The sequence below is a fragment of the Malaciobacter canalis genome (assembly GCF_008000835.1).
Lineage (GTDB): Bacteria > Campylobacterota > Campylobacteria > Campylobacterales > Arcobacteraceae > Malaciobacter > Malaciobacter canalis.
Genome location: NZ_CP042812.1, coordinates 1,867,255 through 1,884,934, shown reverse-complemented (window position 1 = coordinate 1,884,934; position 17,680 = coordinate 1,867,255). Strand labels below are relative to the sequence as shown.

Here is a 17,680-nt window from a genome sequence, read left to right as displayed (position 1 = left end):
GGCGTTATGAAAGTTTTACTATTAGAAGATGATAGTGCCTTAAGTGATTTACTTAGTTTTCATCTTGAAGATAAAGGCTATGAAGTTATTGCAAAAACAAATGGGCAAGATGCTTTGGAATATTTAATTGATAATAAAGTAGATTTTGCACTTTTTGACATAAATACTCCTTTAATGTCAGGTTTAGAAGTTTTAAAAACATTAAGAGAAGATTATAAAAATAGAACACCAATTATTGTATTAACTGCATATCAAGATACTAAGCATTTAAAAGAGTCTTTTGAAAATGGAGTTGATGATTATATTAAAAAGCCTTTTGATTTAGAAGAGCTTGACCAAAGAATTATGAAACTTTGCAAGGTATTTTTTATTAATCAAGATGAAGAGTTAAAACTTTGTGAAAATATAAGTTTTTTCCCTAATTCTTGTGAACTTAAAATTGATAATAGTATAAAAAAAATAGCTTTAAAAGAAAGAGATATTTTAAAATATTTTTGTGCACATAAAAATAGAGTTATTTCAAGTGAAGAGTTACTTCAAAATGTTTGGACTTATGAAGATATGCCAACAGATGCGACAATAAGAGTTTATATAAAAAACTTAAGGGAGTTGCTTGGAAAAGATAGAATAAAAACAATTAGATCAATAGGATATAAATTTGAATAAAGATGAAAGAAAAGCACTTATTAGTTTTTTATCTATTTACGTAGGTTCTGTAATACTTCTTGTTGGATTATTATTATATTTTTATTATAAAAATGAGTTAAAATCAGTTGCTGAGCATTGTAATATGCAAATGTCAAATGCAGCAAATGAAATAAAATCACAAATATTAAACTCATACATGAATAAAGAAAAGCTAAGACCAATAAAATTAAAACATAAAGATATACAATATGCACTTTTTGATAAAAATAAAAAATTAATTTTTTCAAATATGCACAAAGAACAAGAGTTTAGTTTGAAAAAAAATCTGTATGAAACTCAAGAGTATACATATTATGTGACATATCTTTATGAAAAGAATATTCCTATTAGATATATTGCAATACAAACTTGTACAGGAGTACAAGATAAAAATAAATTAAAAATTATTATGGTTTTAATACTTATTTTTAGTTCTATATTTGTAGGATGTATAGCTTATTTGTTAGCAAAACTTCTTTTAAAGCCAGTACGAGAAAAAGTCGAATCTATGGATAAATTTATAAAAGATTCAGCACATGAACTAAACACACCTATTTTAGTACTTATGACTTCTGTTTCTATGCTTAAAAAAGGTAAAAATCCTGAAAAAATGATGAAATATATAATAAGTAGTTCAAAACAAATCTCACAGCTTTATAATGATATACATTTTTCAACTTTTGAAAAAAATGATGAAAGTTTAGAAGAAGAGTTTTGTTTAAGTGAACTTATAAGTCATAGTGTTGAGTATTTTAACGATATATCTATCACAAAAAATATAACTATTGAATCAAGTGTTGAACCTTGTAAAATAAAAGTAGATAAAAATAAAATGCAAAAGGTAGTGAATAATTTAATTTCAAATGCAATTAAATATAGTCATAATAACTCTAAAATAATTGTTACTTTAAAAGATGCAGTTTTAAGTGTTCAAGATTTTGGAATAGGAATAAGCAAAGAAGAACAGACTCAAATTTTTAAAAGATATAAAAGAGGTAATAATAATGAAGGTGGCTTTGGAATAGGGCTTGATATAGTAAAACAGATTGTAAAAGAGTATAATTTAAACTTGAGTTTAAAATCTATGGAAAATGCAGGCTCACTATTTTCTATAGATTTTACTGAGGTTTTAGTATAAATCAATTAAAAGCATTGCTTTTAATTGTTCGTTATTTCTACTTATTTTTAAATCACTTCTAATTTTATGTTTACTTAAAGCTCCCTCTAAAGTTTGAAAAATATGCCAAAATCTTTCATTAAAAGGTGCATCTATCTCTTTTAATTCTCTTTTTAATATAACTTCTACAATTGTTTCAATACAATGAAAATAAAAAATCTTATTTTTTGCCCTTTGGATTTTATATTCTCTCATTATTTTAAGATTATTAATAAACGTTTCTCTTTCTATATTACTTAATACAATATTGTGTTTTACGCTATCTTCTTCATTGTCTAAATGAATTAAATAGCTATTTATCTCTTTGTTCATTGTTTCTTCTAAATGTGGATGATATTTTATTAAAATATCTATGATTTCTTGAGGTGAGATTCTTTGTGCTTTTAGTTCATGGGAGTACTTTCTTTTTTTTTCATGTTTATGGTCAATTGCTAATAAAATATCAATGGCATATTCTAAATAAGCAAATTTATCTTCTTTGCCATCTTTAAAACATACTCCATGTTCATTTATCATGGGTTTTAAACCTGCATACTCTAGTTTCATAACTAGTGTCTCCTTTTATGGTATGATTAATTGTAACATATCTATTTTTATTTTAAAATGTTTTTTAGAAAAAAGTATATAAAATAGATAAAACCCTAAAAAGAAGAGATATGAATACAAAAATCACCAACTTTAAAACTCAAATATTAGATGAAACAAAATTTGTACATCCTGTAAAGATAACCTTTGAACAAGATGGAAAAAGTAGAAGTTGGGAAGCCGTAAAAAGCTTTGATTCTGTTGCTATTTTACTATATCATGAAGAAAAAAATGCTTTTTTACTTGTAAAACAGTTTAGACCTCCTGTGTATTTAAATGATAAATCAAAAACTTTTACATATGAACTTTGTGCTGGCTTAGTTGATAAAAATAAAGATTTAAATCAAATAGTAAAAGAAGAAATAGATGAAGAGTGTGGATATGATGTACCTTTGAAAAATATAGAAAAAGTCACTTCTTTTTATACAAATGTTGGTATAAGTGGAGGTTGCCAAAACTTATATTTTGCTAGAATTGATGAATCTATGAAAGTTCATGGTGGTGGAGGAATAAATGATGAACAAATTGAACTTATTTTTATACCATTTGATGATTTTAAAGATTTTATTTATGATGAATCAAAAGCAAAAACTCCCGGATTGATGTTTTCTTATTATTGGTTTTTAGATACGAAAATATCAAAAATTACTACTTAATAAAAATAATAAAGTTAAAAATTACTCCAATACTGTAAATTTTAAACTTTTTATATAAAAAATTTCAAAAATTTTAGGAAAAAATTGATAACTTTTATCAGAAATAAATTAATAAAATATTAAGATAATAATAATTTATTTCTTATAAAATAATAATAAATAATAACTATAAATAATAAAAATATGGAAAGGAAATTTTATGTCATTTTTTAAAAAGTTTTTAAATATGAATTCAAATCCCACTGATAATGAATTAGTTGAAGCGATAAAACAAGATAATGTAAAAAAAGTTGAGAAACTACTTGATATTGAGGATATAAACAAAGAATATGAGGACTTTAAAAGACCAATTGATTTTGCATTGGAGTATTCAAGTGTAAAAGTTATCAAATACTTGATTGAAAATAAAGCTATCTTAGAAGATACTATCCAAGGTGATACTATCATCTCTTATCTTATAAAAAAAGATGCATCTTTGGAAATGCTTGAATATATGCATAGTATAAATAGTAGTGATAGTACTGTTAATGGAAAAGTTTTGATAGAACTTGCTTTAAATAATACAAATAGTTTCGATACTTTTAAATTTATTTTTGAAAACTTTGGTGTAGAAAGAGAAGAGGGTAAAAGATATCTTATTCATGATATTGTTGATTCTAAAAAGTTTGATTTAAATTTAAAAGTTAAACTTTTAAAACTACTTATTGAAGAGTATGATTTTGATATAAATCATAGTCAAAATGAACTTCCTGCTTCTTCTAGAGTTTTTAACCAAAGGGATATGAAGCTTCTAAAAGAACTAATAAAATTAGGTGCTTGTATAAACTCTATAGCAAAACAGCTTCCTAATTTCTTAGAACAAAAAGAGATAAAAGAATTAAGTCCTTATGTTTTGAAAAATAAACTTAATAAACCTGAATATATTTTAGGCTTATTGGATTTTGATTCATTTAAAGAGTATATAGAGCTTTTAGAAGATGTAAAAAATAAAGAGTTATTAACAAATATTAGTAAAAGTATGATGCTTCATGATAAAGAAAAAGTTAAATTAGCTCAACTTGCATTACAAAAGGGTGTAAATATAAATGAGTTAAATAGTGATGGACACAGTGTTAATGCTTTATATACATATACAGCATATTTCTCTGTGCAATCAAATACAACTTTTATAGATTTTTTAATGGAAAATGGTGCACAAATAGAATGCAATGGACACTCTGCATTTTTTAATGTAGTAAATGATAATGATATAAAATGCACTAAGTATTTAATAACTAAAGGTGCAAATGTAAACTTTGTTAACTATTTTGATAATACAGTTATGAATTTTATTATTCATCCAAAAGCTAATTTTAAAAATGCACAAGAAAGAGTGAAAATGTTTGATTTATTGCTTGAAAATGGTTTAGATATAAATTTACCAATATCTCACTATCAAGATTCAAGTAGTAATACTACACCAATTTTAGAAGCTGTTGCTGATGTAGCACCTAGTGAACTTCTTGAACATATTATTGACAAATTCTCTTCATTGGAAGTTAATTCTTTGACAATGGAATATGTAATAAAAAGAAAAGATATACCTTTAGAAGTAAAAAAAAGAGTAATTGCAAGAAATCCTTATGTAGTATTTGAAAATGAAGAGTATTGTAAAGTTAGAAGTGAAAGTTTTGATTCAAATATTTTAGGTATGGCACTTTTTGAAAAAGATGAAGAGCTTGTAAATTATATTTTAGATACATATATTGATATAAAAGCTTACTCAGAAGCAAACTCTTATATTATGAAAGCTGTTTATTATCAATTTGATATACAAACAATTAAAAAACTTATAAAAGCAGACCCTAATTTAAACAGAAAATATTATATCTTCCCAGATGAACCAGAAACACAAACAGTTGTTTCAAGTTTAATACGAGGTTATGATAATTTTGAAATTGATGAAGATTTTAAAGTTGAGATTTTACAATGTTTAAAAGATAATGGTGCAATTATTGATACTTATCTTGAGCGTATTAACAAAACTAAAACACATCTTGATAGTGTTGGAATATTAATAAACCAAGTTGTAAATAGATTAAAATTTGAACCAAAAGTTTTAGACTTTCTTTTAGATAATGGAGTTGACCCATATAAACCAGTAGCTAACTTAAATGAGTCTCAAATGCATTCAATAGTTAATAGATTTAGCTTAGCTTCTGATGAGCTTTGTTTACAACATTTGGAATATTTTGAAAGCAAAGGTTATAAAGTAGATTTAGAACATAAAAATAGCTTTGATACAGATATTTTCCTTGGTGCTTGTATGATGAATAGACCAAAAGTTTTAAAATGGCTAATAAACAAAGGTGCAAATATAAATGTAATTGGAGGTTTTGATAATTCACCTGCATTACATAAAGCTATATCAAACTACAATGACAATGATAATATTGCAAGAGCAGAGACTGTAAGAGTATTAGTTGAAGCAGGTTGTGATATAGAACAAATTGATGTTGAACAATTTACTCCTTTAATGAGTGCTGCAAATTATGGATGCTTTGAAGCTTTACGAGTTTTACTTGAGTTAAATGCAAATGCAGACTTTTTCAATGAAGAGGGGCAAAGTGCAGCTCATAGAGCAATTTTAGGAAATGAAACATATGATGATGAAGAAAATCCTGAATTAATAAGAGCAAAAATGTTAGCTGCATTAAAAGATGCAGGTGCAAACTTAGATAAAGGTTCAAAAAATATAGTACCTGTTTTACATATGAGTATTTTAGAAAATAAACAACAAATATTCAATACTTTATTAAAACTAGAGCTAGATTTAAATGCACAAGATATGAATGGAAGAACACCTATTATGATAGCAATTGCTTATGGTGATATGTATTATGTAAATAGACTTATGAACAATAAAGAAATAGATTTTAAAGTTATTGATTTTAATAATGAATCTATTCACTTTAGTGCTGTTATGAGATCTGATGAAACTAGTGCAAAAATGTTGAAATTCTTCTTACAACAAGGTATTGAAATTACAAGTGGAAGAGATGGATTATCACTACTTCATGTAATTGGATACTATGCAAATGAGTATGTTTTAGATATTGTAAAAGGGTTTTTTGAAGATATGAATATTAAAGATTCACAAGGTTTTACACCTTTAATGTGGGCTTCTTATAGTAACTTAGATATTGAACAAGATAAAAGAGTTGAGGTTATTAAACAGTTCTTAGAAAATGGTGCAAATATAAATGAAAGATTAGATAATGGAATGAATGCTTTAGCATTAAGTGTTTTAGCTGGTTTTGTTGATGTAACAGATGAACTTATATCACAAGGTTGTGATATTCAAGTTGCCTTAAATAGTTTAAATCAAATAGAAGAAGTTCCAGCAGACGCTTTAGAGTATTTAAAAAGTAGATTATAATGTCATTTTTAGATAAGCTGTTTAATGACAATAAAAAAGAAGAGGAATCTTCTTTTTTTGATGATTCATCTGCTTTTTTACATGAAGATAGTTTAGAAGATATCATAAAAAATAAGAGTATTGATTTTATAAAAACAAAAATAGATAGTTCAAACTTTGCAAAAGAAGATGAAGATAATAAAAAAGCATTATATTATGCAACTATACACAAAAGAGTTGATGTATTAAACTACTTATTTGAACTTGGAAGTGATTTCCAAGATGCAAAGAAAACTAAAGGAAGTAGTGCAATAAGTACTATTATCCAATCAAAAAGTATTGATGTTTTAAGTACATTTATAAAATATGGATATAAAATAGAAGTAGAATCTTTAAGTGTTTTAGCAATTGCTTCAAAACTGGCACCTTTAGAGTTTATCAAGTTTTTAATAAAACTTGATGTTCCTATGATTAGTTATGAAGATGGTTTTGATAAATTTACTCCTTTAGAGTGTGCTTTGATGAATAAAAGAGAGTATGATATTTTTGAAGCGCTTATACAAGCTGGATGTCCTTTAAATGAAGAAGATAACACCTCTTTTGTATGTCAATTGATATACTCAAATCTTGAGCCAAGCACAAAAGCAAAGGTTTTACATCTACTTCATAATCTAAATAAACTTGATTTAAACCAAGTAGATAAAGACAACAATAGCTTATTAAAACTTGCTATACAAAGTGGAGATACTAGATCTTTAAAAGAGTTGATTCTTTTAGGAGCTGATTATAAAGATTTTCACCATGAAATAAAAAGAATGCTTTGTGTGAAAGATTTAGAAGATATAGCCATAGAGTTTGAAAAAAAAGCACAAAGCATTGAAGAGTTTTTATCTTTATTGCCAAAATCAAGTGTGGAAAACTATATTGATAAAACTAAAGATTTAAGTAATAAAACAACTGTTTATCAAATAGTTACAAATGCAAGATTAACTGAAGTTGAAAAACTCTACCTTTTACAAAAAGCTGTAAGTAAAAATGCAAGTATAGAATTGACTGAAAAAAAAGATACAAATGTACTTTATGAAGTTTGTAAAAGTTTAGATATTTCAAAAGATATTTGTGTTGCTAAGTTTTTACTTGAAAAAGGTGCAAAAATAGAAACTAGTGAACATAGTGCTCTTTTTTATGCAGTCTATAATTATCATCTACCTTTAATAAACCTTCTTTTAGAGTTTAAAGCTAATGTAAACTTTATAGATAAGAATAATGAAGGAGTAATAAAATATTTTTATAAAGAAAATAGTGTTGTCAATAGTATTAGTAAAAAAAGAGAAGTTTTAAAGCTTTTAGTTGATTATGGTTTAAATATTAATACAAAGTGTTCTTGCAAAGAGTTTTTTAAAGAAACAAAAAAAGATGAAGAGTATAAAGAGGATTTTATCTCTTTTTTTACACTTTTTATAATACAAAATGAACATAAAGTTTTGGAGTATATTTTAGATGATTTAAGATTAGAAATAACAGATGATGATTCTATATTTTATGCAATTGTTTATCTAAGAAAAGATGAAATATTAAAAAAAATCATAAAAATAAATCCATACTACATAAAAAAAGATTTTTATAAATATGAAGAAAAAACAGAAGATGCAAATATAATACTTTTAGGTTCAATATATTTATCTTTAAAAACCCTTGAATATCTTGTGGATACATATAGTAATTTAAAAGCTTATAGTGAAATAAAACCAATTATTTTAGAGTTTTATGAACATAGATTTTTTACTTTAGAGTTTATTGAAAAGATGATAAAAAGAGATTCTAATATAAATAGATACTATACTTTTAAAGATGAAAATGGCAATTTACAAAAGCAAACAATATTATCTTATATCGTAAAAAAAGCGGCAACTGCAAATAGTGAACATAAAAGTTTTAAAGTAGTTGAACTACTTTTAAAAAATGGTGCAGATGTAAATTGTCATACAATTTGTGCAAATAATATTAACTCTATTAAAAATATATCTATTTTTATTGAAGCTTTTAATAAAGAAAAGTTAAATAAACATCTTTTTGATTTACTTTATGAGTATGGTGCTAGTTTAGCTACTCCTATAAAAGAAAGTCTAAATGAGATGCCTATTCAATCACTTATTCAAAGATACATTACAAATGATGATTTAGCTCTTGAGTATTTAGAATATTGTTTTAATAAAGATACTTTTGATTTAGAACATAAAAATAGTCATGATACAACTATTTTCTTATCAGCTTCAATGTCTTGTTTGCCTAAAACATTAACATATTTAGCAAATAAAGGTGCAAATATAAAAATAACTGGTGGAATTGATAATTTAGATGCTTTACATACAGCTATTGTAACTTATCCTCATGTTGCAACTCTTCAAAGAGCAAAAGCAGTTGTTACTTTAGTAAAACTTGGTTTAGATATTGAGAAATTTAGTGTAGAACAAAAAACTGCATTAATGGCAGCTTGTAGTGTAGGTGCAAGGGAAGTTGTAAAAGAGTTGATTCTTTTAGGTGCAAATGTAAATGCTATAAATGATAGTAATCAAAATGCAGTACATCATGCAGTAATTGGTCAAGATAGCTATGATTTTTCTTTTAGATTTGAGACTAATAAAAGTAAAATCATAATTGACTTAGCAAAAGCTGGTGCAAATATAAATCTTTGTGAATACGCTGGTGCTACACCACTTATTTATGCAATAAAATTAAACTGTAAAGAGATATTTGATACTTTACTTAATCTAAATGTAGATATAAATACTTTTGATTATACTGATACTTTGCCTTTATATTATGCACTTTTAATTAAAGACTTGTACTTTATAAATATGCTTTATAAAACTAAAAAACTTGATGTAAATAAAGCAAATAAATTTAACTATACAGTCTTGCATCAACTTTTAGTTTTAGATTTTCATAATAAAATTTTTGAAGAGATTTTGGAAACTTTGATTAATATGGATTTTAATATAAACTATCATCAAGGCATTGAACCAGCTCTTTTGATGTATGTTAAAACTATGAATTTTGTAAGTCAACGTAGTGTTGGTTTTGTAAAAAGTGAAAAAAAACCAAAAGAGAACGAAGATAAAATAGCAAAACTATTTGTAAAATATAAAGCAGATGTTCAACTTTGTATTGATATTGCAAACAAGCAAAATGAATCAGATGATATAATAAATTACTTGCAAACTTTAAAAAACTTATAAAACTTATTGTGTTGGTTTGTAACCAACACAACTTGCCTTGATACTTTAATTATGATAAAATAAATAACTTTTTATTATAATGGAGAAGATTTGAAAAATAATACTATAAAAGTAGTTATACTTATTCTATTTTTTAGCACTAGTTTATTTGCACAAGAAAAAATAACCTTACAGTTAAAGTGGTTTCATCAGTTTCAATTTGCTGGATATTATGCTGCTAAAGAGAAAGGCTTTTATAAAGATGTTGGATTAGATGTAGAGATAAAACAAAGAGATTTAAGTAAAAACTATATTGAAGAAGTACTAAATAATGAGTCTTATTATGGAATTGCAGATTCAATACTTTTATTATATAAAGCAAGAAAAAAACCAGTTGTATTAGTATCTACTGTTTTTCAACATGCTCCTAGTATTTTACTATCATTAAAAGATAGTAAAATAGATTCTCCTTATAAACTTGATAATAAAAATATGATTTTTTATGAAAACGATGCACATGGTTTTACAATACTTGCATTATTAAAAAAACTTAAAGTAAAGCCAAACATAATTAGAGAAAGAGGAAAAGATGACTATAAAAGATTAATAGACAAAACTGTTGATGTTATGCCTGGATATATCTCAAATGAACCTTTTTATTTTAAAGAAAAAGGTATAGAAGTAAACATAATAAATCCTGCAAACTATGGTTTTGATTTCTATGGAGATATGATTTTTACAAGTCAAAAAGAGTTAAAAAACAATCCCTTGCGAGTTAAAAAGTTTAAAGAAGCTACTTTAAAAGGTTGGGAGTATGCTTTAGAAAATAAAGAAGAGATTATATCTTTGATTAGACAAAAGTATACAAAAAATAAAAGCATAGAACATCTAAGATTAGAAGCAGATGCCATTGATAGGTTAATATCAAAAGATACTATTGCTTTAGGAACTTTGGATAAAGGAAGACTAAGATATATAAATACAATTTTTGAAGAGTATTCATCAGAAAAAATCAATGATTTAGACTTTGAAAATTTTATTTTTGAGGAAGAGTCTAACTTATATGATTTTTCAAAAGAAGAGTTGGAGTTTATAAAAAATAATCCAGTTTTAAAAGTGCAAAATCTTAATTTTTTTCCTCCATATAATTTTGTGGAAAATAAAAAAGCAAAAGGTTTTGTAATTGATTACTTTAAGTATATTAGTTCTATAACTAACTTAAAGTTTGAGTTTGTACAAAGTTCTTCTTGGGGTAGTTATGAAAAAATGCTTAAAAATAAAGATGTTGATATTATTCCAAATATTGCAAAAACTAAAACAAGGGAAAAGTTTGTGTTATATAGTGATTTTAATTATATATCTTATATTCCTGCATTTGTTGGTAAAAAAGATATAAAGTTAAGTAATAAACTAGAAGATTTAGATGGCAAAATTATTGCAGTTTTAAATAACTCTTTTTTACATAATAGTATTAAAAAAAATTATCAAAATATCTCTTTATTAACAGTGCCATCTTCTGAAAAATCTATTGAAATGGTTTTGGAAAATAAAGCTGATCTTGCACTTGGTAATCTATCTACTTTTGAGTATATTATTAAAAAAAATTGGTACACAAACTTAAAAACTTCAACACTTGAAACAAACTTAAAAACTTCAAAAGTTAATTTATATATGGGTTATGCAAAAGATAACTTATTATTAAAATCTATTTTAGAAAAGATAAATGATAAAATTTCTCCTTCAAAAATTGATGAGTTACAAAGCAAATGGTCTAAACTTGATATGGAAGAAAATAGTATTATTTTAAGTGAAAAAGAAAAAGAGTATATTAATAAAAAAGAAGAAATAAAAGTTTGTATTGATCCTGAATGGATGCCCTTTGAAAAATTAAAAGATAATAAGATTTTTGGTATGTCATCTGATTATGTACAATATTTTGAAAAAAAATTAGCCAAGCCTTTTTCTTTGGTTCCTACTAAAAACTGGACACAAACATTAGAGTTTGTAAAAAATAGAAAGTGTGATCTTATTCCAATGCTTTTTAAAAACAAGGAAAGAGAGGAGTATTTAAACTTTTCAAAAAATTATTTAACTTTTCCTTTAGTATTAGTCACAAGATTAGAAGAAACATTTACAAATGATGTATCAAGTGCCTTTGGTAAAAAAGTAGGGTATGTAAAAAACTATGCATATACAGAATTTTTTAAGAAAAAATATCCAAAGATTGAATTAGTAGCAGTTGAATCGGTGGTAGATGGCTTAGAAAAAGTAAAAAATAATAAGCTTTATGGTGTTATTGGTATACTTCCTACTATTGGTTATTATATTCAAAAAGATTATTTTACACAATTAAAAGTTTCTACTAAGTTTGATAAAGAGTGGAGTTTGTATATAGGAACAAGAAATGATGAAGCTATTTTAAACTCAATAATGAATAAACTAATTGATACTATAACACCAGAAAAACATAGTGAGATTTATAAAAATTGGGTTACAGTTAAATATCATGAAACTATTGATTTAAAAAAAATAATTGCAATAAGTAGTTTTTTAATGTTGATTATATTTATAATTTTATATAAAAATAGAACAATTAATAGTATAAATAGAAAAATGAGTAAATATTTAAATATGATAGATAATAATGTTTTGACAACAAGTACAGATATAAAAGGAAATATAACATATGTTTCAAAAGCATTTTTAGATATTAGCCAATATAAAAAAGAAGAGCTTATTGGTAAAAATCACAATATCATAAGACATAATGATATGGACAAAGAAATTTTCAAAGATTTATGGACTACCATAAAATCTGGAAAAGAGTGGAATGGTGAAATTAAAAATAAGAAAAAAGATGGTGGATATTTTTGGACAAATACTCTAATTACACCTGAGTTTAATAAAGGTGAAATTGTAGCTTTTACAGCAATTAGAGAAGATATAACAGATAAAAAAATAATTGAAGAGATATCTATAACTGATGGTTTGACAGATATTTACAATAGACGACACTTTGATAAGATGTTGCCAGATTATATAAATAATGCAAAAAGAAATAATGAGATTATAACTTTTGTGATGATGGATATTGATCACTTTAAACAATACAATGATAATTATGGGCATCAAAAAGGAGATGAAGTTCTTATTGAAGTTGCAAAAGTGTTAAAAGAGTATATGAAAAGAGCAGATGATTATTGTTTTAGATTAGGTGGAGAAGAGTTTGGATTATTGTATAAATCAAATGATATTTCAAAATCAAAAGAGTTTGCACTAAAGATTTTAAATGGTATTGAAAACATGAAAATTGAGCATAAATATAGCAGTGTAAGTGATTATATTACTGTTTCTATGGGTGCATCTTGTCAAGATGCATCAAATATAAGTAATGTAGATAATTTGTATAAAACTACTGATGATTTACTTTATAAATCAAAAAAAGAAGGAAGAAATAGAGTTTCTTTTAATACTTGATATATTTTATAAACTTTTATAACTACATAAAAACTGTTCGTGCTTAGCTACTCTAAAACACTTGGTGCAGTAAAACTTGGGTTTTTTTATCTCTTTTAAAATTTGTTTTTTTAAAGACTCAAGTTCTGCTTTTTTTATTTTGCATAACTTCTTCATTTTAAATCCTTTGGTTTATATTAAGACAATAAAAATATAAAGAAAATAAAGATAGAAAACTAATTTTTCATGTAATAAAAAAATAGTGTTAATTTTGCTAGAATATGCAATCTTAAAAAAAGGGTAACTTTGCCAAGAAAAAAGTTGAAAAAAATACTACCATCACATGAAAAAGTTAAACAACAAAAATACTTAAAAATTTTTGGAAAACTTTTACATAAAACTGAAATTTGGGGATTATCAAGAAGAAAAGTATCAACTGGTGTTTTTATTGGTGTTTTTGTAGCTTGTTTACCCATGCCTTTTCAAATGATTTTAGCTTGTCTTTTAGCAATTGTGTTAAATGCAAATTTACCCATAAGTTTTGCTTTGATATTTATAAGTAATCCTATTACAATGCCACCACTTTTTTATTTTGAGTATCAAATAGGAAAACTAATCTTTCAGCCTGAAAATCCTGTTGAGTTTAACTTTGATTCTATGTACGATAATTTTGAGCAAATAGCTTTGTGTTTATGGAGTGGAGCAATAGTATTAGGAGTAATAAGTGCCTCTATTAGTATGTATTTAGTTAGTTTTATATGGATTAAAACAGTTAGAAAAAATAGAAAAAATAAAGGCTCTTCTAACTAGAAGAGCTTTGTTTTATTTTTTTTAGTAAGTTTAACTTTGTCGTCCAAAGTTTTTGGGATAAATCAACATAATATTTGTGAGGATTCTCAAATCTTAACATCTCATCCCATAAGTGATTTAACTCATTTTTTGTATGTTCTTTTATTTCATCTATTGAAGGTAGTTTATATACTAACTCTCCATTTTTATAAATAGGTAGTTTTAGATCTTTTAAAATATAGTTTTCAAAAGTTTTTGTTTTCCAAGTATGCACAGGATCAAAAATAGTCAATGACTCTTTTTCATTATATACTTCATCATGTACAGCAATTAAATCAGCTTTTGCTTTGTTTGTTTCTTTATCATAGATTCTATATAGTTTTTTAAAGTGTGGAGTTGTTATTTTTACTGGATTATCACTTATTTTTATTTTAGGAATAATCTTTTCATTCTCTTCTATGGCAGCAAGTTTATAAACACCTCCAAAAACTGGGTTACTTTTTGCTGTTACAAGTCTTTCTCCTACTCCAAAGATATCTATTGGAGCACCTTGATTTAGTAATGTTTCAATTAAAATCTCATCAAGTGCATTACTTACAACAATCTTACAGTTTTCAAGTCCTGCTTCATCTAGCATTTTTCTTGACTCTTTTGATAAGTATGTTAAATCTCCTGAGTCTATACGAACTGCAAAATCTTTGATACCCTTTGGCAATAACTCTTCTTTGATTACTTTTATTGCATTTGGTATTCCACTTCTTAAAGTATCATATGTGTCAACTAATAAAGTTGTATTATTTGGATAAGTTTTTGCATAAACTCTAAAAGCTTCTTCTTCACTTTCAAACATTTGAATCCAAGAGTGAGCCATAGTTCCACTACATGGAATACCATATAAACAACTAGCCAAAGTATTACTTGTAGCATCAATCCCTGCAATATAAGCTGCCCTTGAGCCACTATTTGCACTACTAATTCCATGGGCTCTTCTTGCTCCCATCTCTAATACAGTTCTACCTTTTGCTGCATTTTTAATTCTACTGGCTTTTGTTGCAATTAAAGATTGGTGATTAAAGCTAAGAAGTAAAAAAGTCTCCAATATTTGTGCTTGAACAATATTTGCCCGTACAGTTAAAACAGGTTCATTTGGAAAAATTACAGTACCTTCTTTTACACTATAAATATCTCCTGTAAATTTAAAATCTTCTAAGTAGTTGATAAATTCATCACTAAAAAGATTGTAGCTTTTTAAATACTCTAAATCCTCTTGTGAAAATTTTATATTCTCAATATAATTTATAATACTCTCAAGCCCTGCAAATATAGCATAACCACCATTGTCAGGTACTCTTCTAAAAGATAAATCAAAATAGACAATTTTATCTTTTAGTTCTGAATTAAAATACCCATTTGCCATTGTAAACTCATAAAAATCTATTAACATTGTTTCATTTTTGTTATTCATTATTCTCTTTCTTGGTTATTTTATTTTATGCATTATATTAAAATAAGTATAAATAGCTTCTAGTAAAAATATATTTGAATAGAAAATAATTTTAGATTAAACTGTTACTTTTGAAATAAAACTTAAAAAATAAATCTAATTTAGAGTAAAATTAAGACTATTTAAAGACAAAAAACACTTTAATTTTATTTAGAATATTTAAAGTTATAAAAAATAATATCATGAAAATTTATTAAGGTTAAATATGGGAGCAATTGTACAAGTATTACTTTATTTTATGTACCTGTTTATATATCCATTTGTTGAGATATTAACAGAGATAGGAAGTGGTGAGGCAAAAGAAAAATACAAAGATATATCTTTTAAAGAAAGACTTATTGGGTATATTATTTTTATAGTAGGATATTATATTTTTCTTTTTTTAGTAATAATTGTATTATCTATGATAATAGAAGCTATTAGATAGTTTATAGAAAAAGCAGGGTCAGTTTTCAAATAAAAACCATATAAACTGAGAATCCTATAATAACAAGTATTAAAATAAAAATAACTTGAACTTTATTACCTATTATATCTATTCTATTTAAGTATAGATTTTTTTGAGATATTTCTTTTTGGGTATAGCTCTCTTTTTTATCTTTACTACCTTTATTTAAAAAGTATAAAAATACAATTACTAATAGTATAAGAAACAAAATTGCTAAAAAATTATTGTAAATAATTATAAATAAATCTATCATTATTTAGCTTCTCCTTTTTCTAATGTTTCTAAAAAGTCTACTAAATCATTTACATCTTGAACTTTTGCGGGTACATTTATTGCTTCACTTACATTTGAATTTGTTTTAACCTTAATATTTAAATAATCATACATTAACTTTTGTTCTTTAGTCATCGATGATTTATCAATATTTTCTAGTTTATCAAGTGCTCCTGCAAATCCTTTTAATCCTTTCCAATGAGCATTTAATATTTCATACTTCTTTTTGTTTAATGTTTTAAAACTCTTTTCAAGACCGTTTATAATTTTTGAGAAAGCTGTAAGTTCTGTTTCTTTTGTAATATGAGCAATTTGGTCATGTGTCTTTTCAATATATTTCTCTTCAACTCTTCTATATATTGGCGGAGCAGTAGTAGGTCTTAAAGTTCTAATCAATCGATTTAAACTACTATCAAAAAACATATTATTTGAACCTTTTAATTGATAAGCATTTTTTGTATATGTTAAAGCAGCGCTAAATGTAGAATTTCTTAATACAAAAATATTTCCTTTTTTATATTGACTAAACCAATATTCTTTAGTGTATACATTATATTCATTTAATTTTATAGATACTTCTTCAGGTGAATATTTGTTTAAAAAATCTTTTAAATCATTTCTTCCAAAAAATTCAGATGTTATCTTTCCTAAATCATGAAAATTTATATCACCTGCTTTTTTAATTTCATAATCATCAAACATTTTATTTCGACTTTATAGTAAATTTATAAAATAGATAATATCAATAATAAACTTAATTATTAATTTTTATAAAGTACAGATGATAAAAAAGAGGGTCACTCACCCTCTTAAAACCTATCTTTAAATCTATCTTGAAAAGGCGATTCCTATACCTATTTTATTTATATCTTCATCATAATCAATCAAGCTATCTGCGTATCCACTAAATACTTGAAAGTATCCAAAGCTATTTGGTAGATTTAAAAAGCTTGGTAGTGGGAAAGTCCAGTTGAATTCTACTGCGCCTTTATTATCTTCACTAAGTCTTAGGTTGTTTCTTAGTTTTAATTCAAATGTGTGTTTTTTATATGGATAAAATAGGGTTAGATCTCCATATCCTAGATATTTTTGAATGTCTTTATTGTCATCATTTCTTTCTTGTTCTGGTATTCTATACCAAACTCTTGGAATTACAAAGAGATTAGAAAACTGAAAGAAACTCTCTAAATACAATCTATTCCATGATCTTGATTTTTCACCATCTTGCCCATTTGATTCATGAAGTAAAGATACTTTATATGCTTTTAAAGATGAGTTTTCTTTTTTATATGGAAATGTTAAAAATACTTCTGGTTGATAGTTTGATTCTCTAAAGGGTGCAGATTCTCTTGATGTTTGCCAATAAGATTTTTGTGTATATGCAAAAAAATTAGGGTCAGGTGATAACGATAACTTGAAAGTAGAACAGAAAATTAGGGTCAGGTGATAACGATAACTAAATAACTAAAAGAGTTATTAATAATATTGCA

14 protein-coding genes are annotated in these 17,680 nt (G+C 25.2%); 8 read left to right on the top strand and 6 right to left on the bottom strand.

Annotation, left to right across the window (positions count from 1 at the left end; genetic code table 11):
- Window positions 1-6: 6 nt before the first annotated feature.
- Together ACAN_RS09320 and ACAN_RS09315 are read left to right on the top strand one after the other, a co-directional pair.
- On the top strand, window positions 7-666 hold the full coding sequence (locus ACAN_RS09320) for a response regulator transcription factor (protein WP_099333555.1): 660 nt from the start codon (window positions 7-9) through the stop codon (window positions 664-666).
- A complete protein-coding gene (locus tag ACAN_RS09315; RefSeq protein ID WP_099333554.1) occupies window positions 659-1,825 on the top strand; it encodes a sensor histidine kinase in 1,167 nt (388 codons plus the stop codon). The genes ACAN_RS09320 and ACAN_RS09315 overlap by 8 nt, the downstream gene beginning before the upstream one ends.
- Here ACAN_RS09315 and ACAN_RS09310 read toward each other — a convergent pair.
- Window positions 1,817-2,410, bottom strand: a complete 594-nt coding sequence (locus ACAN_RS09310) for a hypothetical protein (protein ID WP_099333553.1) — start codon at window positions 2,408-2,410, stop codon at window positions 1,817-1,819. The two genes, ACAN_RS09315 and ACAN_RS09310, sit on opposite strands and share 9 nt — an antisense overlap.
- 110 nt (window positions 2,411-2,520) lie before the next feature.
- On the opposite strand from ACAN_RS09310, the gene ACAN_RS09305 reads away from it, so the two are divergent.
- The 4 genes from ACAN_RS09305 (at window position 2,521) to ACAN_RS09290 (ending at window position 13,197) form a co-directional block, all read left to right on the top strand.
- Window positions 2,521-3,105 carry an NUDIX hydrolase gene (locus tag ACAN_RS09305; protein WP_099333552.1) on the top strand — a complete coding sequence of 195 codons (585 nt, stop codon included), beginning with the start codon at window positions 2,521-2,523 and terminating at the stop codon, window positions 3,103-3,105.
- A gap of 199 nt (window positions 3,106-3,304) precedes the next feature.
- Window positions 3,305-6,523 carry an ankyrin repeat domain-containing protein gene (locus tag ACAN_RS09300; RefSeq protein ID WP_099333551.1) on the top strand — a complete coding sequence of 1,073 codons (3,219 nt, stop codon included), beginning with the start codon at window positions 3,305-3,307 and terminating at the stop codon, window positions 6,521-6,523.
- The gene (locus ACAN_RS09295) at window positions 6,523-9,741 is read left to right on the top strand and encodes an ankyrin repeat domain-containing protein (RefSeq protein WP_099333550.1); all 3,219 of its coding nucleotides are present in this window, start codon (window positions 6,523-6,525) and stop codon (window positions 9,739-9,741) included. The genes ACAN_RS09300 and ACAN_RS09295 overlap by 1 nt, the downstream gene beginning before the upstream one ends.
- Window positions 9,742-9,831: 90 nt before the next feature.
- On the top strand, window positions 9,832-13,197 hold the full coding sequence (locus ACAN_RS09290; protein ID WP_099333549.1) for an ABC transporter substrate-binding protein: 3,366 nt from the start codon (window positions 9,832-9,834) through the stop codon (window positions 13,195-13,197).
- A 6-nt stretch (window positions 13,198-13,203) separates the two neighbouring features.
- Here ACAN_RS09290 and ACAN_RS14000 read toward each other — a convergent pair whose 3' ends face one another.
- Window positions 13,204-13,353 carry a hypothetical protein gene (locus ACAN_RS14000; protein WP_165773036.1) on the bottom strand — a complete coding sequence of 50 codons (150 nt, stop codon included), beginning with the start codon at window positions 13,351-13,353 and terminating at the stop codon, window positions 13,204-13,206.
- A 144-nt stretch (window positions 13,354-13,497) separates the two neighbouring features.
- Here ACAN_RS14000 and ACAN_RS09285 point away from each other — a divergent pair, with 144 nt between their 5' ends.
- Entirely contained in the window at window positions 13,498-13,986 is a 489-nt protein-coding gene (locus ACAN_RS09285; protein ID WP_165786226.1) for a DUF2062 domain-containing protein, read from the top strand.
- On the opposite strand, the gene ACAN_RS09280 is transcribed toward ACAN_RS09285, so the two are convergent.
- A complete protein-coding gene (locus ACAN_RS09280) occupies window positions 13,979-15,430 on the bottom strand; it encodes a nicotinate phosphoribosyltransferase (RefSeq protein WP_099333547.1) in 1,452 nt (483 codons plus the stop codon). The genes ACAN_RS09285 and ACAN_RS09280 overlap by 8 nt on opposite strands.
- Window positions 15,431-15,674: 244 nt before the next feature.
- On the opposite strand from ACAN_RS09280, the gene ACAN_RS09275 reads away from it, so the two are divergent.
- Complete coding sequence (locus ACAN_RS09275; RefSeq protein WP_099333546.1) at window positions 15,675-15,896, top strand: hypothetical protein; 222 nt, start codon at window positions 15,675-15,677, stop codon at window positions 15,894-15,896.
- Between the two features lie 25 nt (window positions 15,897-15,921).
- On the opposite strand, the gene ACAN_RS09270 is transcribed toward ACAN_RS09275, so the two are convergent.
- From ACAN_RS09270 to ACAN_RS09260, 3 genes are all read right to left on the bottom strand, one after another.
- Window positions 15,922-16,170, bottom strand: a complete 249-nt coding sequence (locus tag ACAN_RS09270) for a hypothetical protein (protein WP_099333545.1) — start codon at window positions 16,168-16,170, stop codon at window positions 15,922-15,924.
- Window positions 16,170-16,892 (bottom strand): hypothetical protein, encoded by a 723-nt coding sequence (locus ACAN_RS09265; protein ID WP_099333544.1) that lies wholly within the window; start codon window positions 16,890-16,892, stop codon window positions 16,170-16,172. Before ACAN_RS09265 ends, ACAN_RS09270 begins: the two co-directional genes overlap by 1 nt.
- A 126-nt stretch (window positions 16,893-17,018) precedes the next feature.
- The gene (locus ACAN_RS09260) at window positions 17,019-17,624 is read right to left on the bottom strand and encodes a phospholipase A (RefSeq protein ID WP_228150604.1); all 606 of its coding nucleotides are present in this window, start codon (window positions 17,622-17,624) and stop codon (window positions 17,019-17,021) included.
- Between the last annotated feature and the right edge of the window lie 56 nt (window positions 17,625-17,680).